Raw genomic sequence first — 24,263 nt, 5'->3', positions numbered from 1 at the left:
CCCGCCGATCCGGACGGCCTGGGCCGGCGCTTCATCGTGCCGTTGACTATGGTGTGTGCTGCACAGTAAAGTGTCACGCATGAGCGAGCATCTGGACGCGCACCTGCAGGAGCTGCGGCGCGGCACGGTCGTGCTCGCCTGCCTGCGCCTCCTGCGCACGCCGGGGTACGGCTACGGCCTGCTCGAAGACCTCGCCCGTCGCGGATTCGCCGTCGACGGGAACACGCTCTATCCCCTGCTGCGTCGACTCGAGAAGCAGGGGCTGCTGACCAGCGAGTGGAACACCCACGAGGCCCGGCCCCGCAAGTTCTACCGCACCTCTCCCGCGGGCGAGGATCTCGCCCGCTCCCTTGCCCGTGACTTCGAGGCGCTCGCCCGCGCGATCGCCGAACTGCCCGAGGAGAATCGATCATGAGTGATCGTGGCACCGCGTCCCTGACCGATCGCTACGTCGCCGCGGCGGTCCGCGGCGTGCCCGAGAAGGCGCGCGCAGACCTCGCCGCAGAGTTGCGCGCCTCCATCGCCGATCAGGTGGATGCCCGCACCGCCGCCGGCGAACCCGCGGATGCCGCCGAGCGGGCCGTCATCACCGGATTCGGCGATCCGGACGTGCTGGCGGCGGGCTACGCCGATCGGCCGCTGCAGCTCATCGGGCCCCGGTTCTACCTCACCTGGCGGCGCCTGCTGACGCTGCTGCTGTGGATCGTCGTGCCGATCATCGGGTTCATCGTCGCCGCCGTCGAGATCGTCGAGGGCGAGGCGGTCGGCGCCGTCATCACCGCGGTGTGGGTCGCGGTGCTCGGCGTCGGCGTGCAGCTGTGTTTCTGGGTCACGGTCGTCTTCGCCGTGCTCGAGCGCACCGGCGCGGGCAAGGCGATGCCGATCGAGTCGTGGTCACCCGACCGGCTGCCGGAGCCGCGTCAGCAGGGCGCGGGGCTGCCCGAGTTGATCGGGTCGCTGGTGTTCCTGTGCGCGGTGGCCGGCGCCGTCGTGTGGGATCGCCTCTTCGGCCTCGTGTACGTCGGCGACGGATGGCGTGCTGCCCTGTCGCCGCAGCTCTGGCCCTGGTGGGTCGCCGGGCTGTTCGTCATCCTCGTCGCCGAGGCGGTGTTCGCCGTCGTGCTCTACCGCATGCGGCGCTGGACGTATGGGCTGGCCGCCGTGAACGCCGTGCTCGCGCTCGCCTTCGCGATCCCGGCGATCGTGCTCACCGCCGGCGGCATGGTGATCGACCCTGCCCTCTACGCCTACGCGGGCGATGCGGCGGCGCAGGTGCAGGTCGTCATCCCGACAGCCATCGCCATCGGCATCGCCGCCATCGCACTGTGGGACATCGCAGACGGGTTCTTCAAGGCTCGCACCGCTCGCTGAGAGCTCTCGTTCTAGGGTGGAGCCATGGTCTCCGAGCTCTTCGACGCCGACGCATGGATGCCGGCGCCCGGCGCCGACGCCTACACCGACGTCACCGCGCACCTGTCCGCTGACGGAGGCATCGCGCGCATCGCGTTCGATCGTCCTGAGGTGCGCAACGCCTTCCGTCCGCGCACCGTCGACGAGCTCTACGACGCGCTCGACCGGGTGCGCCAGAACCCGCGGGTCGGCGTCGTGCTGCTCACCGGCAACGGACCGAGCCCGAAGGACGGCGGCTGGGCGTTCTGCTCGGGCGGCGACCAGCGCATCCGTGGCCGCGACGGCTACCGGTATGCGGATGACGATGCCCCGGTCGTTGAGCGAGCGCAGCGAGACGAAACGCAAGCCCGCGCCGGTCGTCTGCACATCCTCGAGGTGCAGCGGCTGATCCGCGTCATGCCCAAGGTGGTCATCGCCGTCGTTCCCGGGTGGGCGGCCGGGGGTGGACACAGCCTGCATGTCGTCTGCGACCTGTCCATCGCCAGCGCCGAGCACGGGCGGTTCAAGCAGACCGACGCCGACGTGGGCTCCTTCGACGCCGGCTACGGCAGCGCGTACTTCGCCCGTCAGATCGGTCAGAAGTTCGCCCGCGAGGTCTTCTTCCTCGCCGAGGAGTACTCGGCGCAGCGCGCGTACGAGATGGGGGCGGTCAACCGGGTCGTGCCGCACGCCGAGCTCGAGGTCGCGGCGATCGGCATGGCCCGCACGATCCTCACGAAGTCGCCGACCGCCATCCGCATGCTCAAGTTCGCCTTCAACGCCGTCGACGACGGCCTGATGGGACAGCAGGTCTTCGCGGGTGAGGCGACGCGCCTGGCCTACGGCACCGATGAGGCGGTCGAGGGGCGCGATGCGTTCCTCGAGAAGCGCGAGCCGGACTGGTCCGCCCACCCGTGGCAGTACTGACGGCCGCCCCCGACGACCCGCACCAGCTGCAGGCGGCGCTCCTGCGGGCGATGGATGCCGCGGGCCCGGCGGTGCTGGTGGGCGCCGACCCCGAGGATCCCCGGCTGACCCGCGGCGCGTCCGCGGCGCCGCCCGACGACACGGCGCTTCCCGACGACACGGCGCTGCGGGAGGACACGGCGCTCGTGCTCGCCACGAGCGGATCCACCGGCGTGCCCAAGCTCGTGGCCCTCGGCGCGAGTGCCCTCACCGCGGCTGCGCGCGCGACATCGGAGCGCATCGGTGAGGGAGCGTGGGTGCTGGCGCTGCCGCCGACGCGCATCGCCGGCATCCAGATGCTCGTGCGGGCGGGACTCGCGGGGCAGGCGGTCATCGTGCCCGAAGCTCCCGGCGCGGCGGGCTTCCTCGCGGCGACCGCCGCCCTGCCATCGGGTGTGCGCGCCTACACCTCTCTTGTGCCCGCGCAGCTGGCGGCGCTGGTCGGCGAGGCGCCCGCTGCGCTCGCGCGCTACGAGGCCGTGCTCGTCGGTGGCCAGCGCACGCCGCCCGACCTGGTCGCGGCGGCGACTGCGCACGGCATCCGGCTCGTGCGCACGTACGGATCGACAGAGACGGCCGGCGGATGCGTGTACGACGGGGCGCCGCTCGATGGCGTGCGCGCGCGCATCGACGAGGCGGGGCAGGTGCTGCTCGCCGGGCCGATGCTCGCCTCGGGCTACATCGGCGATCCGGATCGCACGCGCGCGGCGTTCCCCGTCGTCGGCGACGAGCGCTGGTATCGCACCGGCGACCTCGGCGAGCTCTCGCCCGAGGGCATCCTGCGGGTGACCGGTCGTGGCGACAACGTCATCGTCTCGGGCGGGGTCAACGTCAGCCTCGATCGGGTCGAGGAGCTCGTGCGCGGCGTCCCCTCGCTCGCCGACGCGGTCGTCGTCGCCGTGGACGATGCGCGCTGGGGGCAGGCCTCGGTCATCGTCACCGCGACGGGATCGCCGGCCGACCTGGATGCCGCGCGCCGCACGGTCGGCGACGTGCTGGGCCGCGAGGCTCGGCCGCGCGCGCTGCGGGAGGTCGAGAGCATCCCCCTGCTGTCGTCGGGCAAGCCCGACCGGCAGGCGCTGCGGGAGGCGGCGGCGCGACCCGGCCGGCAGTGAGCGCTCCGGACCGGACCGCCGGGGATGTCGGTGGTCGCGCCTAGAATCGGAGGGCTATGACCGATGCCTCCACGCCCCTCGTCCTCGGTGACGCGAGCGCGTCCGGCGAGCGCGAAGACGCCGACCTTCTCGAGGGACTCAACCCGCCTCAGCGCGAGGCGGTCGTGTACCGCGGGCAGGCGCTGCTGATCGTCGCGGGGGCGGGGTCGGGCAAGACGCGCGTGCTGACGCACCGCATCGCGTCGCTGCTCCGGCGCCGCGAGGCGTGGCCCAGCCAGATTCTCGCGATCACGTTCACCAACAAGGCCGCGAACGAGATGCGCGAGCGCGTCGCGGCGCTCGTCGGCGAATCGGCCCGCGGCATGTGGATCTCGACGTTCCACTCGGCCTGCGTGCGCATCCTGCGCCGCGAGGCCGAGAACTTCGGGTTCACCACGTCGTTCACGATCTACGATTCGGGCGACTCCCGCGCGCTCATCAAGCGCCTGGTCAAGGAGCACGAGGGCGACCGGTACGGGCTCAGTCCGGCGGCGGTGCAGGGCCGGATCTCCAAGCTCAAGAACGAGCTCGCGGACGCGGAGTCCTTTGCCCGCACCGCCAACACGTCCGATCCCGCCGAGCGCGTCTTCGTCGATGTCTTCGGCGACTACGAGCGGGCGCTGCGGCGGGCGAACGCGTTCGACTTCGACGACCTCATCGCGCAGACGGTCTACCTGTTCCGCGCCTTCCCCCAGGTGGCCGACGCCTACCGTCGCCGCTTCCGGCACATCCTCGTCGACGAGTACCAGGACACCAACCACGCGCAGTATTCGCTCATCCACGAGCTCACGCGGCCGCCCGGCTCCGCCGCGCCCGAACCCTTCGAGGGTTCCGGCGGCATGATGATCTTCGAACCCGAGCCCGCGCGCGGCGAGTCGGTGGACGCGGCATCCCTCACCGTCGTCGGCGACTCCGACCAGTCGATCTATGCGTTCCGGGGAGCCGACATCCGGAACATCAGCGAGTTCGAGCGGGATTTCCCGGGAGCGAAGGTCGTGCTGCTCGAGCAGAACTACCGCTCCACCCAGAACATCCTGAGCGCGGCGAACGCGGTGATCGGGCACAACTTCGACCGCAAAGACAAGAAGCTGTGGACCGATGTCGGCGCCGGCGACCCGATCGTGGGCTTCACCGGGTACTCGCAGCACGACGAGGCCCAGTTCGTCGCCGACGAGATCGAGGCGCTGCACCGCGCCGGCACCGCCTACGGCGACATCGCGGTGTTCTACCGCACCAACTCGCAGTCCCGTGCGCTGGAGGAGATCTTCATCCGGTCGGCGCTGCCCTACAAGATCATGGGCGGCACCAAGTTCTACGAGCGGGCCGAGATCAAGGACGCGCTCGCGTACCTGATCGCGGTGGCCAATCCCGCCGACGAGATGGCCGTGCGCCGCATCCTCAACCGTCCCCGTCGCGGCATCGGCGACGTCACGGCGACCACGATCGCGCGCTTCGCCGCGGACCAGGGCATCACCTTCCGCGATGCGCTGGCGAACGCATCCGCCCTGGGCGTCGGTCCCAAGATCCAGGCGGCGATCGCGAGTCTCGACGCGACGCTGGTCGAGGCCTCGGCGCTTCTGCTGCCGCCGTCGGGCGAGCTCGCGCCGGCGACGGCGGTGTCCGAGGGGCTCGCCCTGCTGCTGAACAAGAGCGGCTACATGGATGCGCTGCGCGCGAGCCGCGACCCGCAGGACGAGGCTCGTCTCGAGAACCTCGACGAGCTGATATCGGTCACGAAGGAGTTCGCGCGCGCGAACCCGGACGGCACGGTGATCGACTTTCTCTCGGAGGTGCAGCTGGTCGCGGGCGCCGACGACCTCGACGACGCGTCCGGTTCCGTCTCGCTCATGACGATGCACACGGCGAAGGGGCTGGAGTACGACGCGGTCTTCGTGACGGGCGTCGAGGAGGACCTGATCCCGCACCGCATCTCGGCCGGTGAGCCCGGCGGCCCGGCCGAGGAGCGCCGGCTGTTCTACGTGGGCATCACCCGGGCGCGCAAGCGCCTGCACCTGTCGCTGGCGATGACGAGGGCGCAGTTCGGCGAGGTGACCGTGGCGATGCCGAGTCGTTTTCTGCAAGAGATCCCCGCCGAGCTCATCGACTGGCGCCAGTCGCCGGGCGACGTCAACTCGCGTGGCGGGAGCAGGTCCCGCGCGCTCAACGGCCGCGGCGGGTCCGGTGGCCCCCGAGGACTTGCCGAGGGCACGCGCGAGTCGGGCCGCTACGGCGCAGACCTCACCCCGAAGGCATCGTCGATCGATCGCTTTCCCAACCGGATTCCCGCTCGCGTGCGCGACAACGGCGACATGCAGCTCGCCTCGGGCGACCGCATCCGTCACGACGACTTCGGCGAGGGTCGTGTCGACGCGGTCACCGGCGAGGGCGCCAAGCGCGTCGCGCACGTGCGCTTCGACTCGGTCGGTGCCAAGAAGCTGCTGATCAAGATCGCGCCGATCGAGAAGCTCTGAGGGGCGCGAACCGTGGCGATGGGCGAGCAGATCGACGAGCACAGCTGGTCGTCCGAGCCGGCCGACGGGCGCACGGTGGGGCCCGCGGCACGGATCGCGGCGATGCGCAATCGGATGAACGGCACCGAGGCGCGCGTCGCGGCCTTCCTGACCTCCCGGGCCACCGACGCGGTCGAGATGACGGCGCAGCAGCTCGCGGAGGCGGCGGGGGTGGCGCGCAGCTCGGTGGTGCGCACCTGTCAGGCCCTCGGGTACCGGGGCTTCCCGCAGCTGCGTGTGGCCCTGGCCACCGAACTCGCCCAGCAGGCGCCGCCCGAGGTGGCGGACGGCGACGGGTCGCTGGGCGCGATGCGGCGCAGTGTCGCTCGTGTCGCGCAGCTGCTGCCGGGGCTGACGGGCCTGCTCGATGCGGCGTCCGTCGATGCGGCCGTCGCGACGATCGCCTCGGCGCCCCGCGCGCTGATTCTGGCTGCCGGCCTGTCGAGTCCGCTCGGTGCCGACCTGGCGATGCGACTGACCGCGGCGGGACGGCCGGCCGAGTTCCAGCCCGACGGGCTGGCACAGCAGATCAGTGCGCAGACCCTCGCGCCCGCTGACTGCGCGATCGCGATCAGCGCCAGCGGCTCGAGCCGCAGCACCGTCGCGGCCGCCGCTGCCGCGCGCACCGCGGGCGCCGAGGTCGTCTGCATCACGTCCTTCCGCGACACCCCGTTGGCCCGCCACGGCACACACCGGCTCGTCGTCGCCGGTGGTGCCAGCTTTCGCGAAGAGCTGGAGCGCACCTCGCGGGTGGCGCACGCGATCTTCCTCGAGGCCCTCGTCGAGGCCTTCGTCGACAGTCGCGGCGACGCCGGCCAGGCCGCCCGATCGCGTGCGTTGGATGCCGTCGGCGGCCATCTGATCGACGACCCGGATTCGTGACGGAGCCCGCGGGAGCGTCCGGCGGCGCCCGTTAGTCTGGAGCGATGGCTCTCTTCTCCAGGCGCTCGAAGGACACCGGCGACCAGACCGACGGCGAGTCGGCCCCTGCCGCCGACGAGACCGTCGATGACGGCATCCTCGAGGATGCGCCCGCCGCCTCCGAGGCCGAGTCCGAAGACGTGCCCCAGGTGAACATCTCGGTCTCGGCCTACCGCGGGGTCGGGGCCTCGTCGCCCGGCGCAGCCTTCGGCGCGCAGGCCGCGCAGGCGCCCCCGGCGCAGAAGATGCCGCCGGCCGAGGCGCCCGAGCCGACCGAGACCGTGCCCGGGCTGCGCGACAACACGCTCCTGCGGCAGTCGCTGCAGCAGCTGAGCGAGAAGCCGACCGGTGCCGAGCTGCTCGACGTGCTGCGGCAGTTCCTGCAGAACCAGGTCTTCCTGCGCGTGCGGGGCAATGCGCGGGCGCTGCTGAGCGAGGGCAAGGAGCTGCCGCTCGCGGTGGCCAAGCGCGGCGACGATCAGTACGTGCTCGTCTACAGCTCGGGCGCCACCCTGCAGGATGCGGTGCGCACTGACGGCGAGAGCGACACCTCCGCGGTCGGCCAGCCGGCGCTCGCGATCCTGCGGCACGTGCTCGCGGGACCCTACGCCGGCATCCTCGTCGACGGTGCATCCGCACCCGCCCGTGCCGTGCTGCCGCGGTCGGTGATCGAGCCGGCCGTGGAGCAGGCCGACCCGCAGCTGCGTATCAAGACCCTGCTCGCCGCGCCCCGCACCGACGACACCCCGCGCGACGTCGCGACGGCCATGACCGAGGCGCCCATGTGGGTCGCCGTGCGGCAATCCGGTGAGACGGGCGAGGGCGAGCAGCCCCGCATGGGGATCGCGGAGGCGCGCATGGCCGACGGCCAGCGGCTGCTCGAGGTCTACTCGCACCCCCTCGAGATCGTCGCGCGCGGCCGCGGCGACCGGCCGCTGCCCTTCACCGCCGCGCAGCTGGGCAAGGCGCTCGCCGAGCATCCCGAGCTGAACGGCGTGATCATCGACGGCGGGGGACCCTGGGTGGTCCTCGACCGTGACACCCTGGCTCCCGTGCTCGCGCTCGCCGACTCGGCCTGACCGCTCCGGGCACCCGGACGAGACACAGCGGTCGCGCTGACCACTCGCGCCGTCACAAACCACCGTTCGCGCGAGACCACCCGCGACGCGGCGTGTTTCGCGCGAACGGTGGTTTCTCGGCGCGGTAGGGACGAGCGCCGGCTGCCCGGCCCCGAGGGGGTGACGGATGCCGCGGCGCGGGCCTAAGGTCGGTGCCATGGCGTCCGAACGCATCACCCTGACCGTTCCCGGGCCGCACGGCGACCGCGAGGTCGGGCTGTCGAGTCCTGATCGGGTGCTCTGGCCGCAGTCGGGGATCACCAAGCGCGAGCTCGCCGAGTACATCACCGCCGTCTCGGCGCCGTTCCTCGCCGCGAACGGCGATCGGCCGGTCTCGCTCGAGCGGTTCCCCGACGGCGTCGACGGCGAGAGCTTCTTCTCCAAGAACCCGCCGAAGGGGGCGCCGGATTTCGTCGAGTCCGTCACGGTCACCTACAACAGCGGGCGACGGCATCCGCAGCTGACGCTCACCGAGACCGCCGCCGCGCTCTGGGCGGTGCAGATGAACACCGTCGTCTTCCATCCGTGGGCCTCGCGCACCGCCGACACCGACAATCCCGTCGAGCTGCGCATCGACCTCGACCCGCAGCCGGGCACGGACTTCGCCGACGCGGTTCCCGCCGCGCACGGGCTGCGTGAGGTGCTGCGCGAGGCCGGTCTGGAGCCGTGGTTGAAGACCAGCGGCAACCGCGGCATCCACGTGTTCTGTCCGATCGAGCCGACCCACGAGTTCCTCGACGTCCGGCACGCGGTGATCGCCGCCGGGCGGGAGCTGGAGCGCCGGATGCCGAAGAAGGTGACGACGAACTGGTGGAAGGAGGAGCGCGGCGAGCGCATCTTCGTCGACTTCAACCAGGCCAACCGGGACCGCACGATGGCCGGGGCCTACTCGCCCCGGTCGCTGCCCGGCGCGACGGTGTCGACGCCGATCACGTGGGACGAGGTCGACGACTGCGACCCGGCTGCCTTCACGGTGCGGTCGATCCCCGAGCGGCTCGCCGAGCGCGGCGACCCGTGGGAGGGGTTCGCGGCCGAGCCGGGCAGCATCCAGACGCTGCTGGAGTGGTGGGAGCGCGACCTCGCCGACGGGCTCGGTGAGCTGCCGTTCCCCCCGGAGTTTCCGAAGATGCCCGGCGAGCCCCCGCGCGTGCAGCCCAGTCGCGCGCGCAAGCCCGACGCTTGAGCCCGCCCCGGCTCGTCGCGGGCCTCGAGGAACCAGCGTTCGCGCGAAACCCACCGCATCGCGGGTGGTTTCGCGCAAACGGTGGTTTCTCGCGAGGAGGCGGCTGCACCGCGGACCCGTAGGGATCAGCGCAGCACGTCGGCCAGGTCGTACGCCGACACGGTCTCGAGCTGATCGAATCGGCAGGATGCCGGGTCCCGGTCGGGCCGCCAGCGGGCGAACTGCACGGTGTGCCGGAACCGCCGCCCCTCGAGCTGGTCGTAGCGCACCTCGAGCACGCGCTCGGGCCGCAGCCGCACGTACGAGACGTCCTTGCCGCCGCTGAAGCGCGAGCGATCCGTCTCGCCCGTCACCGCATCGCCGGTCTCGTCGCGCTCCACGAGCGGTTCGAGCTCGGCGACGAGCTCGAGGCGGCGCTTGTCGCTCCACGCCGCCACACCGCCGACGTTGCGCAGCTGACCATCGGCGTCGTAGAGCCCGACGAGCAGCGATCCGACGCCCCGCCCGCTCTTGTGCACGCGGTAGCCGAGCGCGACGACGTCCGCCGTGCGGGCGTGCTTGATCTTCAGCATCGCGCGCTTGCCGGGAGCGTACGGGGCCGACAGGTCCTTCGCGACGACGCCGTCGAGCCCCGCCCCCTCGAACTCGCCGAGCCAGTGCCGCGCGAGCGCGGCGTCCGTCGTCGCCCTCGTCAGATGCAGGGGGTGAGGCACGCCCGCGAGCAGCGACTCGAGCCGGGCTCGACGCTCGGCGAACGGCAGGTCGGCGATGTCGTCGTCACCGTCGACGAGCAGGTCGAAGGCCACGATCATCGCGGGCGTCTCATCTGCGAGCTTCTGCACGCGCGAGGCCGCGGGATGGATGCGCTGCGACAGCGCCTCCCAGTCGAGCCGCTGCGCCCCCGCCGCCCCGACGGGCACGACGATCTCGCCGTCGATCAGCGCGGGGCGGGGGAGAAGGGCGCCGAGGCGCTCGACCAGTTCCGGAAAATAGCGCGTCAGGGGCTTGGCGCCCCGCGAGCCGAGTTCGACGTGCTCACCGTCCCACGAGGCCAGCACGCGGAACCCGTCCCACTTGGGCTCGAAGCTCAGGCCCTCGCGGTCGGGCACCTCTGGCACCGACTTCGCCAGCATCGGCGCGGGTATCGCGTGTGGCATCCCTGCTCCCGTCGACTACTGAACGGCCTCGGACCGCTTCTGCCGCGCCCAGCGTGCGGGCTTGTCGGGGCCGTCCCACACCTGCACGGCACCCCACACGACGGCCGTGATCGGCACGGCGAGCACAGCCCCGAGCACTCCGCCGAGCACCGTGCCGATGGTCAGGGCGATCAACACGACGAAGGCGTGCAGCTTGAGCGTGCGGCCCATCACGACGGGCTGCAGGAAGTTGCCCTCGAGCTGGTTGACGGCCACCACGACACCGACGACGAACAGCGCATTGACCAGCCCGTTCGAGACCAGCGCGACCAGCGCGGCGAGGATGCCGGCGAGCGTCGCGCCGACGATCGGGATGAAAGCCAGCAGAAAGACGAGCACCGCGAGGGGCAGCGCCAGGGGCACCTGCAGCACGAACAGGCCGATGCCGATGCCGACGGCATCCACGAACGCGACGGTGGCGGTGCCACGGATGTAGGAGCCGAGGGTGTCGACGGCCTTGTCGCCGATGCGCTGGGCGCGCGCGTAGCTGGCGCCGCGGAAGGGCCGGAGGAGGAACTCCCACAGTCGCGGACCGTCCTTGAGGAAGAAGAAGAGCACGACCACCAGCAGGATGAATCCGGTGACGAAGTTGGCGACGGCCCCGACGCCGGCGAGCGCCCCGGAACCGAACTGCGCGCTCGTGATGAAGTCCTGCAGCTGCGTGAGCCACTCGTCCACCTGTGCCTGGTCAGGGGCGAACGAGAGCGAATTCACCCACGCGATGACCTGCTGAATGCCCTCTTGCGCCTGGCTGTAGAGCGTGTCCCACTGGTTGCGCACCGCCCAGACGATGAGCCAGCCGACCAGACCGAGGATCGTGACGATCGCCAGCAGGGTGATGACCGTGGCGAGAACCGACGGCACGCCGTGCGCGCGCATCCAGCGCATCACGGGAGCGAAGGCCGAGGCGAGGATCAGGGCGATCAGCACGGGAATCGTCACGAGGGTGATCTGCAGGAGGCCCCAGATGAGGGCGACGGCCAGGACGAGGGTGATGATGATCTGCAGTGCCCGGATCGAGAGCCGTCCGAACCCGTCGGCCCACAGGCTCCACGGGGCGCGGCGGGCTTCGAGATCGACCCGGGAGCCCTCGAGCCGGACGGTGCGGGGCTTGTTGCCGAAGAGTGCCATACGGCGACGTTATTACGGCGGACCCGCGGCAGCCCACCCCTTGCGCCCGTCCGGGCCCTGTGCCACGGCTCACCCGGGGAGCCGGGCGGGGCCCATCACGACCTGCAGCGGAACGCGCATCCACCGGTAACCGGTCTCGCGGTGCTCCGCGCGCGTGGCGAACCGGTACAGGTACGTGCGTGCGCGCACCCACTCCGGCCGGGAGCCGTCGAACGGGTCGTGCGCGAGCAGGCGCAGCGTCGCGGCATCCGCCTGCAGCAGCCGGCCCAGGAAGACCTCGAACCACTCCTCGTCGATGCGGCCGAGTGGCAGGAACCACATCAGCCAGTCGAGCCGCAGGTGGTAGGGCGCCCACTGCCGGGGTCGCGCGCGCACGTCGCCCGGCTTGCCCTTGAACCCGTACTCGCTCCACTGCGCCACGCGGAGATCCTCATCGAGCGTGCCCTCCACGACCACCTCGATCCGCTGCGTGGTCACCGTGCCGAACGCCCCGTAGGCGTTCGCGAGCTGCCAGCGGTTGAAGGCGGCGTTCATCAGCTGCCGCCGCGCGGCGAGGTTGCGCGCAGCCGGCCAGCTCAGCACCACGTAGCCGAGGCCGACCGCGCCGGTGACGATGATCCAGTACATGGGCAGATCGGATGCTGCCGCCGCCGCCGCACCCCACCCCGGCAGCCCGATGGCCGAGAACCCCAGCACGATCGTCGCCCAGTTCAGCCAGGCGAAGTTGCCGGTCACGACGAGCCAGGCCTGGGTGAGGATCACGATCGCGCCGGCGACCGCTCCGATGATCGCCGGGGCGGGGCCCGGCACGATCAGCCCGAGGAGCGGGGCGAAGAGGAACCACGGCACGATCAGCTGCGCGAAGTGGTTGCCGAGTACCTCCCCCTTGTGGAACCAGCGCGGCAGCAGGTGCGCCCAGCGGCTGAACGGGCCCGGCATCGGCTGGGTCTCGTGGTGGTAGGTCAGGGCGGTCAGGTCACGCCACTCGCCGCCCCCGCGGATCTTGATCATGCCCGCGCCGAACTCGAGCCGGAACACCAGCCACCAGAACAGCACGATCACCACGGTGGGCGGGGGCTGTTCCCGCGAGCCGAGGAAGGCCGCGAGGAACCCGGCCTCGAGCAGCAGCATCTCCCAGCCGAAGCCGTAGAACGTCTGGCCGATGCTCGTGATGGACATGTATCCGAACCACAGGGCGAGAAAGCACAGCATCGGCACCCATGGCGGACCCAGCTGCGGGATGCCGGCCACGACGAGCAGCGCGATCCCGATGCCGGCGGCGCAGAGCAGGCGCAGTCGGGCATCGGTGTATGCGACGCGGCGGAACAGCGTGGGACGCAGCATCCGTCGTCGGCTCTTGCTGGTCGCCGTCCACGCCAGCAGCCGCGGTGCCGGCAGCAGGCCGCGCTCACCGCACAGGGCGGGGAACTGATTCAGGCTCGACAGGAACGCGATCGCGAAGAGGGCCGCGATGCCGCGCTGCAGCACCTCCCGCGCGAAACCGAAGTCGACCGCCGCGAAGCCCTCCATTCGCCCACGCTAGGCGCCCGTGGCGGTGTTCGGAACCCGCCGGCTGCCCACGGTGTGCGCTGCGTCCCGCCGTGAATGCGGCGGAAAGCAGACCCTGAACGGGGGACGGCCGGGGGCGGGTGGGCGGCCTGCTCAGGCGAAGGCGCCGACGCCGGTGATGTCGCGGCCGATCAGAAGCGCCTGGATCGATTCGGTGCCCTCGTAGGTGTGGATGGCCTCGATGTCGGCCATGTGCTGCATCACCCCGTTCTCGAGCAGGATGCCGTTGCCGCCGAGCATGTCGCGGGCCGTCGACGCCACGCGTCGCGCCGCACGGGTGTTGTGGAACTTGGCCAGCGAGGCCTGGGTGGGTCGCAGCCTGCCCGCCGCCTCGAGGTCGGCCAGACGCCGGCAGTAGAGCTGCATCGACGTGAGCGTCTCGAGCATCCCGGTGAGCCGCTCCTGCACCATCTGGAATCGCGCGAGCGGCTTGCCGAACTGCATGCGCTGCTGGGAATACGCCAGCGCGGTCTCGTAGCAGGCGGTGGCGTGACCGAGGGCCGACCAGGCGACGCCGGTGCGCGTGGCGTAGAGCACCCTCGACGCGTCGCGGAAGCTCGCCGCGCCCGGCAGCACGTCGTCGGAGCGCACTCGCACGTCGTCGAGGCGGATGTGGGCCTGGTGGATGCCGCGCAGCGCCCCCTTGCCGGCGATGACCGTGCCCGTGTATCCCGGCGCCGTCTGCTCCACCAGAAAGCAGCGCACGGCGCCGTGGTCGTCCGCCCCCTCATCGTCGACCCGGGCCCAGACGAAGGTGATGCCGCCGGAGGCGCCGTTGCCGATCCATTTCTTGGCTCCCCGCAGCAGCCAGCCGTCGCCGTCACGGCGCGCCTGCGTCTCGAGTGAGACCGAGTCCGAGCCGTGGTCCGGCTCGGTCAGAGCGAAGGCCCCGAGCACCTCGCCGCGCGCCAGGGCGTGCAGCCACCGCTCCTGCTGGGCGGCGCTGCCGAAGAGGGCGAGCGTGCGCAGGGCGAGCCCACCCTGCACGGCGAGGATGGTGCCCAGCGAGCCATCACCGCGCGAGAACTCCATGTTCACCAGTCCCGCGGCCAGGGGCGAGATCCGGGTGAGCTCGGGATGCTCGATGCCATCGGCCAGCAGATCGGCGGCGCCCATGCCGCGCACGAGATCGCGGTCGTATGTCGCGGAATCCCAGGCATCGGCTGCGCCCGGGGCGACCTCGTCGACAAAGGCCTCGGCGCGGCGCCAGGTGGCGAGGTCCTCGCCGTCGACGTCGTCGAACACGGCGTAGTAGTCGGTGCGCCGGCGTTCGAGGATGTCGTACACGTCGGCGCCGCCTCCCGGCACGCCGGCGGAAGGGGAGTCGGGAGAGGCCATGACAGCAGGCTAATCCGCGAAACCCGGTCCCAACAAGAATGAAACGCGGTTTCGGTACGAGCGCGAGCCAGAGCGGGGAGCGGGTCGGCCGCGCGCCTCAGGCGTCGAGCTCGTCCCGCACCCGCCGCGCCATCTCGGCCACGGGCATCCTGCGCGGGAAGACGGCGACCACGACGTCGTCGTCGGCGGCGCGGTCGCCGTCCGGGTGCACGCCGCCCTCCGGGTGCACGCCGTAGCGGCGAAGGGCACCGTCGAGCGCGGTGCGCAGCACCGACACCGGCACGCGGCTGGTGCCTCGCAGCAGGCGCCGGAGCACGTGATTGTGCAGGGCGGTCACGAGAGCGGCGAAGCCGACGGTATCCAGGGGGTCGACCCCCGGCAGGCTCCGACGCAGGTACTCGTCGAACAGGCGCTCGTACTGGAACACCGTCACGATCTCGCGGTCGCGCAGGGCGGGCACCTCTCGCACGATCTGATAGCGGCGGCGAGCCAGCTGCGGATCGCGCGCGAAGTGTCGGTACGCGCGCTGCGAGGCATCGCACACTGCCACCCAGGGGTTGTCGTGCCCGCGATCGAGCCACTGCCGCAGGTCGGCCAGAAGCACGTCGTGGTCGGCGAAGACCACGTCCTCCTTGCCGCCGAACTGGCGGAAGAACGTCGATCGCGACATGCCCGCGGCCTGCGCGATCTGCTCGACCGACGTGGCCTCGAAGCCGTGCCGGGCGAACAGATCCAGCGCCGCGCCCACGACGAGGTTGCGGGCGGCGGCCGGGGCGGGTGTCTCGCTCATGACAAGGCCTCAGCCTAGTCTCGGCACGGCGCGAATCGCGGGGGCGGCTGCTGCGCGCGGCCCATCGTGTCCACGAGCCTCATCCTCTTCCGTGAGCGCTGTCAACCCTGTTGTGCCCTCGGGGGGCCGCGAGTGGGATGAATCCCATGGAATCTCTCTGGCGCACCGGCCGTGACCGCGTGGATGGAAGCGCCCTGCCCTCCGGCGTCCATCACGACGTCGCGATCGTCGGCGCCGGCATCACGGGACTCGCCACGGGGCTCATGCTGGTCCGCGAGGGTCGCGATGTGGCGATCGTCGAATCCGGAGAGGTCGCCGAGCTGGCCACGGGCGGCAACACGGGCAAGGTGACGCTGCTGCAGGGCAGCGTGCTGCAGTCGCTGCGACGCCACCACCCCGCCTCGCTCGTGCGCGCATACGTCGAGGCCAACCGCGCCGGCGCGGCGTGGCTGCGCGAGTTCGCCGACGATGCGGGCGTGCCCTACACGGTTCGCACCGCGCTCTCCTACGCGCACACTCCCCGGGGGCTGGCCACCGTGGATGCGGAGGTCGCCGCGGCGCGCGAAGCGGGACTGCCGGCGCACCGGCTGGGTGTCGAGGCCGGCCACGACGTTCCGTTCCCCGTGATGGGTGCCGCCGCACTCGACGGCCAGTTCGCGATCGACCCCGTGCGCGTCGCCGACGCTCTCGCCCGTGCCTTCATCGCCGCGGGCGGAAGCCTGTACACCCGCACGCACGTGCACGCCGTCCGCACCATCCCGCATCCCTGTCTCGAGACGGATGCCGGCAGGCTCCACGCCCGACGCATCGTGCTGGCCACCGGTGCGCCCATCGTGGACCGCGGCCTGACCTTCGCCAAGGTGCGCGGCTCGCGGTCCTCGTGCGTCGCATTCGAGCTCGATGAGGCGGTGCCGCCGACGATGATGCTCTCGGTCGACGCGCCGGGACGCTCGCTGCGCCCCGTGACGGCCGACGATGGTCCGGCCGAGGCGGTGCGACTGGTCGTGGGGGGCAACGGCCACCCCGTCGGGCGTGCGGATTCGGAGGCGGCGCTGGTCGACGATCTCGTGGCATGGACGCGTCGGCATTACCCGTCGGCCCGGCCGACCCACCGCTGGTCGGCGCAGGACTACGAGTCCCACAACCTGGTGCCGTTCGTGGGGACGATGCCGCGCACGCTCGGCTGCGTGCGGTTCGCGACCGGATACGCCAAGTGGGGCCTGAGCAACGGCCCCGCCGCCGCACTGCGGCTCGCGGCCGAGATCCGCGGCACGGCCTTTCTCGAGCGGCCGCGGTGGATGGTGCGCATCGCCACCCGGCTGACGGTGCCCTCCGACATCGGACGCGGCCTGCGTGAGGGCGCGAACGTCGGGGTCGAAGCGGCGAAGGGCTGGCTGCGGGCCGAAGAGACGCCGGTGCCCGTGCCGCGGCCCGCCGAGGGCGAGGGGGTCGTCGCCAACCGCGCGGGACGGCCCGTGGCGATCTCGACCGTGGACGGTCGCACACGAGCGGTCAGTGCGGTCTGCTCGCACCTGGGTGGCGTGGTGGAGTGGAACGACGAGGAATGCACGTGGGACTGCCCGCTGCACGCGTCGCGCTTCGCGCCCGACGGAACGCGCATCGAAGGGCCGGCCTCGACCGGGCTCTCACGCGTTGCGCATCCCCACGACGATGCATCCTCAGCGGAACCGTCGGGGGTGCGCCCCACGTCGGGGGCGAGCAGGGGCCGGTAGTAGGCTGGGGGACTGGTCGATATCTCGACGTCGAGACGTTTCTCGCGTCTCGGGCAACCCCGTCGCCCCATCTGAAGGACTGCAACGTGGATCTCTACGAGTACCAGGCACGCGATCTGTTCGAGAAGTACGAGGTGCCGGTACTGCCCGGCATCATCGCCGACACCCCTGAGGAGGCGAAGGCGGCCGCCGAGAAGATCGGCGGGGTCGTCGTCGTCAAGGCCCAGGTCAAGACGGGGGGCCGCGGCAAGGCTGGCGGCGTCAAGGTGGCGAAGAACGCCGACGAGGCATACGAGGCCGCGAAAGCCATCCTCGGCCTCGACATCAAGGGGCACGTGGTCTCGCGTGTCATGATCGCCGGCGGCGCCAAGATCACGCGCGAGTTCTACTTCTCGGTGCTCCTGGATCGCGCCAACCGCTCGTACCTCAGCCTGGCCAGCGTCGAAGGCGGTGTCGAGATCGAACAGCTCGCCGTCGAGAAGCCCGAGGCGCTCGCGCGCATCGAGGTCGACCCGCTGCAGGGGATCGATGCGGCCAAGGCCCGTGAGATCGCCGACGCGGCCGGCTTCGACGCCGAGCTCGCGCCCAAGGTCGCCGACGTCTTCGTCAAGCTGTACGACGTCTACAAGGGCGAGGACGCCACGCTGGTCGAGGTCAACCCGCTCGTGCAGACCGAAGACGGCGAGATCATCGCCCTCGACGGCAAGGTCACGATCGACGAGAACGCCGCCTTCCGGCACACGAACCACGCGCAGCTCGAAGACAAGGCCGCGGCCGACCCCCTCGAGGCGAAGGCCAAGGAGAACGACCTCAACTACGTCAAGCTCGACGGGCAGGTCGGCGTGATCGGCAACGGCGCGGGCCTGGTCATGTCGACGCTGGACGTCGTCGCCTACGCCGGGGAGCGCCACGGCGGCGTCAAGCCGGCGAACTTCCTCGACATCGGCGGCGGTGCATCGGCCGAGGTCATGGCCGCGGGCCTGGACGTCATCCTGGGCGACCCACAGGTCAAGAGCGTGTTCGTCAACGTCTTCGGCGGCATCACCGCCTGCGACGCCGTCGCGAAGGGCATCGTCGGTGCGCTGGCCGAACTCGGCTCCACGGCGACGAAGCCGCTCGTGGTGCGCATCGACGGCAACCGCGTCGAGGAGGGCCGCCGCATCCTCGCCGAGGCCAACCATCCGCTCGTCACCCTGGCCGCCACGATGGACGAGGGCGCCGACAAGGCCGCCGAGCTCGCCCACGCCTGACCCGAGAACTCCGAAAAGGACTGCAGAGAAATGTCGATCTTCCTCACCAAGGACTCCAAGGTCATCGTCCAGGGCATCACGGGCGGCGAGGGCACCAAGCACACCGCGCTCATGCTCAAGGCGGGCACCCAGGTCGTCGGCGGCGTGAACGCGCGCAAGGCCGGCACGACCGTGCTGCACAAGGACGCGTCGGGCGCCGACATCGAGCTTCCCGTCTTCGGCTCGGTCGCCGAGGCGATGAGTGCGACCGGTGCCGACGTCTCGATCGCGTTCGTCCCGGCCGCGTTCACGAAGGCGGCGATGGTCGAGGCCATCGACGCCGAGATCCCGCTGCTGGTGGTCATCACCGAGGGCGTCCCGGTCGGCGACACCGCCGAGGCCTGGGCCTATGCGCAGAGCAAGGGCAACACGACCCGCATCATCGGCCCCAACTGCCCCGGCGTCATCACGCCCGACGAGGCGCTGGTGGGCATCACGCCGGCCAACATCACCGGCAAGGGCCCCATCGGGCTCGTGTCGAAGTCGGGCACCCTGACCTATCAGATGATGTACGAGCTGCGCGATCTCGGGTTCTCGACCGCCATCGGCATCGGCGGCGACCCGATCATCGGCACCACCCACATCGACGCGCTCCGGGCGTTCGAGGCGGACCCCGAGACGAAGGCCATCGTGATGATCGGCGAGATTGGCGGCGACGCCGAGGAGCGTGCGGCCGACTTCATCAAGGCGAACGTGACCAAGCCGGTCGTCGGCTACGTCGCCGGCTTCACCGCACCCGAGGGCAAGACGATGGGCCACGCGGGCGCCATCGTCTCGGGCTCGGCCGGCACGGCGCAGGCCAAGAAGGAGGCCCTCGAGGCCGCCGGAGTCAAGGTCGGCAAGACGCCGTCCGAGACCGCTTCGCTGATGCGCGAGATCATCGAAGGGCTCTGAGCCACGACACCGTACGAAGGGGTGGATGCCGCGGCATCCACCCCTTCGTCGTTGCGGCGTAGGCTGGCGCCATGCCATTGACCGGAGAGTATCTGCCGAGCACCGCCGAGTGGGCCCGCACCCAGGCGGAGCGATACGAAGCCAGCGGCGGCACCGAGGCCAACCTGCTGCGGGGCGTGCCGATCATCGTGCTGACCACCGTCGGTGCGAAGACGGGCGGGCTGCGCAAGACCGCGCTGATGCGCGTCGAGCACGACGGTCGTTACGCCGTCGTCGCCTCCAAGGGCGGGGCGCCGCAGCCGCCCCAGTGGTACTGGAACATCCGCGCCGAGCCGCACGTGGAACTGCAGGACGGGGCGCGCAAGCGTGACTACGTGGCGCGTGAGCTCGACGGCGCCGAGTACGACGAATGGTGGGCGCGTGCCGCCGAGGTGTGGCCCGACTACAACGAGTACCAGACCAAGACCGACCGCCGCATCGCGGTGTTCGTGCTGGAGCCGGTCGCCGACTGACGACGTCGGCGAACGCACGCGGGAGGTCGGCGGGGCAGACCGGCGCGATGGGATTGCGCGGGTAGGGTCGTGAGGCCATGAATCGCCTGCTCGTCGTTCTGCTCAGCGGTTTCGACGCCTGCGTGCAGGCCGCCGCGATCCTCGCGTCCATCGCCGCACCGCTCACGGTGCTCTGGGTCTTCGGACTCGGGGGCGAGGCGGACTGGGCCGCGCTGTGGCCCGTGACGGCGACGATCTGGCAGCTGGGGCACCTGGTGCCCGTCGACATCGCCTTGCCCGAGGCCGTCACCGCTTCGCTGGGGATCTCTGCGGCCGCCTCGCAGTTCGTCGTCTCGCTCGCGCCGCTGGCGATCGTCGTCTTCGTCGTCTTCTTCGGCGTGCGCTCCGGCGCGCGCGCCGCGCGGGCGGGCGCCTGGATCTCGGGCCTGGTCGCGGCGCTGCTCGTGGCGGCGGCGGTGTCGACCGCCATCCACCTGTCTTCGGTCAACCCCGTCGCGCAGACGCAGACCTGGCAGGCGATCCTCCTGCCGACCGCGCTGTACACGGCAGCAGTGCTCGCGGGAGCGATCGTCACCGCCTGGCTCGAGGGCGACGACGGCGTCGTCGACCGCCTGCGCGACCAGCTGGAGGGGCGGTCGGCGCCCTGGCCGGTCGTCCCCGGCGTCATCGCCCGCTCCGGCGCGATCGTCGTGTCGGCTCTGGTCGGGGTCTCAGCGATCGCCGTGGCGGTGGCCCTGGTCAGCGGCACCGGGCGGATCATCGCGCTCTACCAGGGCGGCAACCTCGACATCCTCGGCGCGGCCCTGCTCACCCTCGGTCAGCTGGCGTATCTGCCCACCCTCATCGGGTGGGCGATGGCCTGGGTCGCCGGGCCCGGATTCGCCCTCGGCGAGGCGTCGACGATCTCTCCGGTCGGCGCCGATCTGGGCGTCGTGCCCGCCGTGCCGGTGCTCGGGGCGATCCCCGACATCCAGAACATGTGGATGCTGCTGGTCGTGCTGCTGCCCGTCGCCGCCGGGGCCTTCGCCGGATGGGTGGCCCGCTCCGATCTCGTCGTCGCCCTCCGTTCGTCGCCGGGCCCGTCCGGGCGGCGCCGCGGCCACGGGTCTATCGGCGACCCGATGGGGCCGCGGGTCGTCGTCACCGCGGGGATCGCGGCCGTCGCCGCGATCGCGGCCGCCGCGGTGGCCGCGGCAAGCTCGGGCGCCATCGGGCCGGGCAGACTCGCCCAGGTCGGGCCGGCACCCGGCCTCGTCGCGCTCGCGGTGGGCGGCGAAGTGCTGCTCGGCGCGGCGATCCTGCTGCTGTCACCGCGTCGGCTCTCCGATCCGGCACCTGGTGCCGGGCGTGCCGCACCGCAGCCGTGGCGGGACCCGCTTCCGGCGCCCCTGTGGACGGTGCTCGATGAGACCGAGCTCGATGAGACGAAGCGCGATGAGACGAAGCGCGATGACACCGAGCTCGTGGGCGCTCAGTCGCCGGCTTCGGAGGAGTCAGCAGAAGCAGGGACCGACGAGAGCGCGAACGAGACCGCGCCCCTCCCGCGCCCCGAGTCCCCGGGCGAGGGATCGCCTCCACCCGCCCCGTAGACTGGAACCGTGCTGACCGTCGCTGTTCTGATCTCGGGCGCGGGGTCCAACCTCCGTGCGCTGCTCGAGGCGGCGGCCCTTCCCGACTACCCCGCCCGGGTCGTCGCGATCGGGGCGGATCGCGAGGCCGAGGGGTTCGCGCACGCCGAGGCCTTCGGCATCCCCCGCTTCGTGGTCCCGTGGCGCGGCTCCGCTGCCCGCGCGGACTGGGGCGACGAACTCATTCGCGCCCTGGATGAGGTGCAGCCCGACCTGATCGTGCTGAGCGGGCTGATGCGTCTGCTGCCGCCCGCGGTGGTGGCACGCTACGCGCCATGCATCCTCAACACGCATCCCGCGCACCTGCCCGAATTCCCGGGGGCCCACGCCGTGCGGGACGCGCTCGCCGCGGGCGCGTCGACGACCGGGGCGAGCGTCATCGTCGTCGATGACGGGGTCGACACCGGCCCGGTGCTCGCGCAGGAACGCGTGAGCGTGCACGCCGACGACACCGAGCAGAGCCTGCACGCCCGCATCAAACCCGTCGAGCGCCGCCTGCTGATCGACGTGGTGCGGCGCATCGCCGTGGGCGAGCTCGACCTCGCCGCGGTCACGAGCGCCGCCCGCACCTGAAAACCGTCCCCGAGAACCGGGGCCGGGCATGCCCCGTCGCCCCACCCGACCGCGAAGGAGCCGTCATGGCAGGTCCCACTCACGATCCATCCCGATACCGCAGCCGCGACATCGTCCCGATACGTCGTGCGCTCGTGTCGGTGAGCGACAAGACCGACCTGCTCACGCTCGCCGAGGCGCTCACGTCCGCGGGAGTCGAGATCGTCTCGACGGGTTCCACCGCGGCGAAGATCCGCGATGCCGGCCATGCCGTCACCGACGTGGCAGCGGTGACGGGCTTTCCGGAGTCGCTCGATGGCCGGGTCAAGACCCTGCACCCCGCGGTGCACGCCGGCCTGCTCGCCGACCTGCGCCTCGAAGAGCACGAGCGCCAGCTCGCGGAGCTCGACATCGCGCCGTTCGAGCTCGTCGTCGTCAACCTCTACCCCTTCGTCGAGACGGTCGCCTCCGGCGCCCAGGGCGACGACGTCGTCGAGCAGATCGACATCGGCGGTCCCGCGATGGTGCGTGCCTCGGCGAAGAACCACGCGAACGTGGCGATCGTCGTCTCGCCCGAGTCGTACCCGGCGATCATCGAGGCGGTGCGCGACGGCGGCACCTCGCTCGCGCAGCGCCGGGAACTGGCGGCGCGGGCATTCGCGCACACCGCGGCCTACGACACCGCGGTCGCGACCTGGTTCACCGAGGGCACGCTCTCGGACGACCGTGAGCTGCCCGAGCACCTGACGATCAAGGCCGAGCGCCAGGCGACGCTGCGCTACGGCGAGAACGCCCACCAGCGTGCGGCCATCTACACGCGCGTCGGCGGTCACGGCATCGCCCAGGCGACCCAGCTGCAGGGCAAGGAGATGTCGTACAACAACTACGTCGACGCCGATGCGGCCCTGCGCGCCGCCTTCGACCTGGTCAGGCCCGCGGTGGCGATCATCAAGCACGCCAACCCGTGCGGCATCGCGGTCACTGCGCCGAACGCGCTCGACCCGATTGCGAGCGCGCATCTGCGCGCGCACGAGTGCGACCCCGTCTCGGCGTTCGGCGGGGTCGTCGCCGCGAACCGACCCGTCACGATGAAGATGGCCGAGAACCTGCGCGACATCTTCACCGAGGTCATCGTGGCCCCGGCCTTCGAGCCCGATGCCCTGCAGGTGTTCTCCGAGCGCAAGAACATGCGGCTGCTGCAGCTTCCCCCGGACTGGAAGCAGGAGTCGATGGACGTGCGGCTGGTCTCGGGCGGCCTGCTGCTGCAGGACGCCGACCGCTTTCCCGACGACATCGATGCCGTCGCTGCCGATTGGGAGCTCGTCTCGGGCGAGCGCCCGGAAGACGCCGACATGGCCAACCTCATCTTCGCGTGGAAGGCGTGCCGGGCGGTCAAGTCCAACGCGATCGTGCTCGCGAAGAACTCCGCGACGGTCGGGATCGGGATGGGCCAGGTGAACCGGGTCGACTCCTGCCGCCTGGCCGTCGAGCGGGCCGGCGACCGCGCACGGGGCTCCGTCGCGGCATCCGACGCCTTCTTCCCGTTCTCGGACGGACCGGCCATTCTGCTCGACGCCGGGATCTCGGCGATCGTGCAGCCGGGCGGTTCCGTGCGCGACGACGAGGTGATCGCGGCTGCACGCGAGGCGGGCATCCCGATGTTCTTCACGGGGGAGCGCCACTTCTTCCATTGATCCGCGCGTCGCGCGCCGGCTCGCGGCCCGGCGCTTCGCCCCGCCCCCGGCGCGTCCCACTTCTTGTCGCCCAGGTTCCTTCCAGGCGACGAAAAGTGGGACACGGTGCGGTGGGAGGTGTCAGGCTGGACTCATGTTCAGCGATCCCGGCCAGGGCACCGCGCGCACCGCATCCATCGAGACGCTCGACACCCCCGACGGGGCGTTCACCGTGATCGTCGACGACCGCGAGCGCGTGCTCGCGTCCGGGTGGAGCGGCGATCCGGCCGCCGTGCTCGCCCGGCTGCGCGCACCGGCCCGGCCTGCGCGCGTGGTCGAGAGGGCCACGGATGCCGCAGCCGCGGTGCGCGCCTACTACGCCGGGGAGTGGGCTGCGGTCGCCGGGGTGCCCGTCGTGCTCTCCGGCACGGCGCTGCAGGTGCGGGGCTGGGAGGCGCTGCGGCGCATCGAGCCCGGCCGGCCGCTGACCTACGCGGCGTTCGCGGCGGCGTGCGGGGTCCCGACGGCGGTGCGCGCCGCGGCATCCGTCTGCGCGCGCAACGCCCCCGCGCTGTTCGTTCCCTGCCACCGGGTGCGCCGTGCCGATGGCGACGCGGGGGGCTTCGCATGGGGCGCCGAGGTGAAACGCGCCCTGCTCGATCGGGAAGCCGCCGCAAGGGTCGCCTGAGCTCGCACGCGCGGCATAAGCTGGTGGGC

21 protein-coding genes are annotated in these 24,263 nt (G+C 71.6%); 16 read left to right on the top strand and 5 right to left on the bottom strand.

The window, feature by feature from the left end; translation table 11 throughout:
• The first annotated feature begins 79 nt into the window (after positions 1-79).
• The 8 genes from M4I32_RS04290 to ligD all read left to right on the top strand — a co-directional run bounded on the left by M4I32_RS04290 (position 80) and on the right by ligD (position 9,241).
• On the top strand, positions 80-415 hold the full coding sequence (locus M4I32_RS04290; RefSeq protein ID WP_319033251.1) for a PadR family transcriptional regulator: 336 nt from the start codon (positions 80-82) through the stop codon (positions 413-415).
• Positions 412-1,371, top strand: coding sequence for a permease prefix domain 1-containing protein (locus M4I32_RS04285; RefSeq protein WP_319033250.1), 960 nt, complete (start codon positions 412-414; stop codon positions 1,369-1,371). The genes M4I32_RS04290 and M4I32_RS04285 overlap by 4 nt, the downstream gene beginning before the upstream one ends.
• Before the next feature lie 24 nt (positions 1,372-1,395).
• Positions 1,396-2,316, top strand: a complete 921-nt coding sequence (locus M4I32_RS04280; RefSeq protein ID WP_319033249.1) for a 1,4-dihydroxy-2-naphthoyl-CoA synthase — start codon at positions 1,396-1,398, stop codon at positions 2,314-2,316.
• Positions 2,304-3,470 carry an AMP-binding protein gene (locus M4I32_RS04275; protein WP_319033248.1) on the top strand — a complete coding sequence of 389 codons (1,167 nt, stop codon included), beginning with the start codon at positions 2,304-2,306 and terminating at the stop codon, positions 3,468-3,470. Before M4I32_RS04280 ends, M4I32_RS04275 begins: the two co-directional genes overlap by 13 nt.
• Before the next feature lie 56 nt (positions 3,471-3,526).
• Positions 3,527-5,980, top strand: a complete 2,454-nt coding sequence (locus M4I32_RS04270) for an ATP-dependent helicase (protein ID WP_319033247.1) — start codon at positions 3,527-3,529, stop codon at positions 5,978-5,980.
• Between the two features lie 18 nt (positions 5,981-5,998).
• Positions 5,999-6,901, top strand: a complete 903-nt coding sequence (locus M4I32_RS04265; protein WP_319033349.1) for a MurR/RpiR family transcriptional regulator — start codon at positions 5,999-6,001, stop codon at positions 6,899-6,901.
• Between the two features lie 44 nt (positions 6,902-6,945).
• Entirely contained in the window at positions 6,946-8,019 is a 1,074-nt protein-coding gene (locus tag M4I32_RS04260; protein WP_319033246.1) for an SseB family protein, read from the top strand.
• Positions 8,020-8,215: 196 nt separating this feature from the next.
• Entirely contained in the window at positions 8,216-9,241 is a 1,026-nt protein-coding gene (gene ligD / locus M4I32_RS04255; protein ID WP_319033245.1) for a non-homologous end-joining DNA ligase, read from the top strand.
• Between the two features lie 125 nt (positions 9,242-9,366).
• On the opposite strand, the gene M4I32_RS04250 is transcribed toward ligD, so the two are convergent.
• The 5 genes from M4I32_RS04250 to M4I32_RS04230 form a co-directional block, all read right to left on the bottom strand.
• Positions 9,367-10,398 carry an ATP-dependent DNA ligase gene (locus tag M4I32_RS04250; protein WP_319033244.1) on the bottom strand — a complete coding sequence of 344 codons (1,032 nt, stop codon included), beginning with the start codon at positions 10,396-10,398 and terminating at the stop codon, positions 9,367-9,369.
• 15 nt (positions 10,399-10,413) lie between these two features.
• Positions 10,414-11,568, bottom strand: a complete 1,155-nt coding sequence (locus tag M4I32_RS04245; RefSeq protein ID WP_319033243.1) for an AI-2E family transporter — start codon at positions 11,566-11,568, stop codon at positions 10,414-10,416.
• Positions 11,569-11,637: 69 nt separating this feature from the next.
• Positions 11,638-13,098 (bottom strand): lipase maturation factor family protein, encoded by a 1,461-nt coding sequence (locus M4I32_RS04240; RefSeq protein ID WP_319033242.1) that lies wholly within the window; start codon positions 13,096-13,098, stop codon positions 11,638-11,640.
• A 132-nt stretch (positions 13,099-13,230) separates the two neighbouring features.
• Positions 13,231-14,475: an acyl-CoA dehydrogenase family protein gene (locus tag M4I32_RS04235; protein WP_319033241.1), complete on the bottom strand. Its 1,245-nt coding sequence runs from the start codon at positions 14,473-14,475 to the stop codon at positions 13,231-13,233.
• A 97-nt stretch (positions 14,476-14,572) separates the two neighbouring features.
• The gene (locus tag M4I32_RS04230; RefSeq protein ID WP_319033240.1) at positions 14,573-15,265 is read right to left on the bottom strand and encodes a helix-turn-helix domain-containing protein; all 693 of its coding nucleotides are present in this window, start codon (positions 15,263-15,265) and stop codon (positions 14,573-14,575) included.
• 146 nt (positions 15,266-15,411) lie between these two features.
• Here M4I32_RS04230 and M4I32_RS04225 point away from each other — a divergent pair, with 146 nt between their 5' ends.
• The 8 genes from M4I32_RS04225 to M4I32_RS04190 all read left to right on the top strand — a co-directional run bounded on the left by M4I32_RS04225 (position 15,412) and on the right by M4I32_RS04190 (position 24,234).
• Positions 15,412-16,998 (top strand): FAD-dependent oxidoreductase, encoded by a 1,587-nt coding sequence (locus M4I32_RS04225; RefSeq protein ID WP_319033239.1) that lies wholly within the window; start codon positions 15,412-15,414, stop codon positions 16,996-16,998.
• Positions 16,999-17,084: 86 nt separating this feature from the next.
• On the top strand, positions 17,085-18,248 hold the full coding sequence (sucC, locus tag M4I32_RS04220; protein ID WP_319033238.1) for an ADP-forming succinate--CoA ligase subunit beta: 1,164 nt from the start codon (positions 17,085-17,087) through the stop codon (positions 18,246-18,248).
• Between the two features lie 30 nt (positions 18,249-18,278).
• Positions 18,279-19,181, top strand: coding sequence for a succinate--CoA ligase subunit alpha (gene sucD, locus M4I32_RS04215; protein WP_319033237.1), 903 nt, complete (start codon positions 18,279-18,281; stop codon positions 19,179-19,181).
• A 71-nt stretch (positions 19,182-19,252) separates the two neighbouring features.
• Positions 19,253-19,693, top strand: coding sequence for a nitroreductase family deazaflavin-dependent oxidoreductase (locus M4I32_RS04210; RefSeq protein ID WP_319033236.1), 441 nt, complete (start codon positions 19,253-19,255; stop codon positions 19,691-19,693).
• A 77-nt stretch (positions 19,694-19,770) separates the two neighbouring features.
• Positions 19,771-21,282 carry a DUF6350 family protein gene (locus M4I32_RS04205; RefSeq protein WP_319033235.1) on the top strand — a complete coding sequence of 504 codons (1,512 nt, stop codon included), beginning with the start codon at positions 19,771-19,773 and terminating at the stop codon, positions 21,280-21,282.
• Positions 21,283-21,291: 9 nt separating this feature from the next.
• Positions 21,292-21,894, top strand: a complete 603-nt coding sequence (gene purN, locus M4I32_RS04200) for a phosphoribosylglycinamide formyltransferase (protein WP_319033234.1) — start codon at positions 21,292-21,294, stop codon at positions 21,892-21,894.
• Between the two features lie 65 nt (positions 21,895-21,959).
• Complete coding sequence (purH, locus tag M4I32_RS04195; protein ID WP_319033233.1) at positions 21,960-23,567, top strand: bifunctional phosphoribosylaminoimidazolecarboxamide formyltransferase/IMP cyclohydrolase; 1,608 nt, start codon at positions 21,960-21,962, stop codon at positions 23,565-23,567.
• 133 nt (positions 23,568-23,700) lie between these two features.
• Positions 23,701-24,234: a methylated-DNA--[protein]-cysteine S-methyltransferase gene (locus tag M4I32_RS04190; protein ID WP_319033232.1), complete on the top strand. Its 534-nt coding sequence runs from the start codon at positions 23,701-23,703 to the stop codon at positions 24,232-24,234.
• Positions 24,235-24,263: the final 29 nt, after the last annotated feature.

The sequence above is a fragment of the Microbacterium sp. LRZ72 genome (genome assembly GCF_033792225.1).
GTDB lineage: Bacteria > Actinomycetota > Actinomycetes > Actinomycetales > Microbacteriaceae > Microbacterium.
The sequence above is the reverse complement of the archived record's forward strand: the minus strand, read 5'-3'. Positions and strand labels throughout refer to the sequence as shown.

What these genes read in the sequence shown, in the direction of transcription:
- M4I32_RS04205 (WP_319033235.1), top strand. Translation starts at nt 19,771, where the DNA reads ATGAATCGCCTGCTCGTCGTTCTGCTCAGCGGTTTCGACGCCTGCGTG.
- ligD (WP_319033245.1), top strand. Translation starts at nt 8,216, where the DNA reads ATGGCGTCCGAACGCATCACCCTGACCGTTCCCGGGCCGCACGGCGAC.
- M4I32_RS04210 (WP_319033236.1), top strand. Translation starts at nt 19,253, where the DNA reads ATGCCATTGACCGGAGAGTATCTGCCGAGCACCGCCGAGTGGGCCCGC.
- M4I32_RS04235 (WP_319033241.1), bottom strand. Translation starts at nt 14,475, where the DNA reads ATGGCCTCTCCCGACTCCCCTTCCGCCGGCGTGCCGGGAGGCGGCGCC.
- M4I32_RS04240 (WP_319033242.1), bottom strand. Translation starts at nt 13,098, where the DNA reads ATGGAGGGCTTCGCGGCGGTCGACTTCGGTTTCGCGCGGGAGGTGCTG.
- M4I32_RS04265 (WP_319033349.1), top strand. Translation starts at nt 5,999, where the DNA reads ATGGGCGAGCAGATCGACGAGCACAGCTGGTCGTCCGAGCCGGCCGAC.
- M4I32_RS04270 (WP_319033247.1), top strand. Translation starts at nt 3,527, where the DNA reads ATGACCGATGCCTCCACGCCCCTCGTCCTCGGTGACGCGAGCGCGTCC.
- sucD (WP_319033237.1), top strand. Translation starts at nt 18,279, where the DNA reads ATGTCGATCTTCCTCACCAAGGACTCCAAGGTCATCGTCCAGGGCATC.
- M4I32_RS04290 (WP_319033251.1), top strand. Translation starts at nt 80, where the DNA reads ATGAGCGAGCATCTGGACGCGCACCTGCAGGAGCTGCGGCGCGGCACG.
- M4I32_RS04260 (WP_319033246.1), top strand. Translation starts at nt 6,946, where the DNA reads ATGGCTCTCTTCTCCAGGCGCTCGAAGGACACCGGCGACCAGACCGAC.
- M4I32_RS04250 (WP_319033244.1), bottom strand. Translation starts at nt 10,398, where the DNA reads ATGCCACACGCGATACCCGCGCCGATGCTGGCGAAGTCGGTGCCAGAG.
- purH (WP_319033233.1), top strand. Translation starts at nt 21,960, where the DNA reads ATGGCAGGTCCCACTCACGATCCATCCCGATACCGCAGCCGCGACATC.
- M4I32_RS04190 (WP_319033232.1), top strand. Translation starts at nt 23,701, where the DNA reads ATGTTCAGCGATCCCGGCCAGGGCACCGCGCGCACCGCATCCATCGAG.
- M4I32_RS04230 (WP_319033240.1), bottom strand. Translation starts at nt 15,265, where the DNA reads ATGAGCGAGACACCCGCCCCGGCCGCCGCCCGCAACCTCGTCGTGGGC.
- M4I32_RS04285 (WP_319033250.1), top strand. Translation starts at nt 412, where the DNA reads ATGAGTGATCGTGGCACCGCGTCCCTGACCGATCGCTACGTCGCCGCG.
- M4I32_RS04245 (WP_319033243.1), bottom strand. Translation starts at nt 11,568, where the DNA reads ATGGCACTCTTCGGCAACAAGCCCCGCACCGTCCGGCTCGAGGGCTCC.
- M4I32_RS04280 (WP_319033249.1), top strand. Translation starts at nt 1,396, where the DNA reads ATGGTCTCCGAGCTCTTCGACGCCGACGCATGGATGCCGGCGCCCGGC.
- M4I32_RS04225 (WP_319033239.1), top strand. Translation starts at nt 15,412, where the DNA reads ATGGAATCTCTCTGGCGCACCGGCCGTGACCGCGTGGATGGAAGCGCC.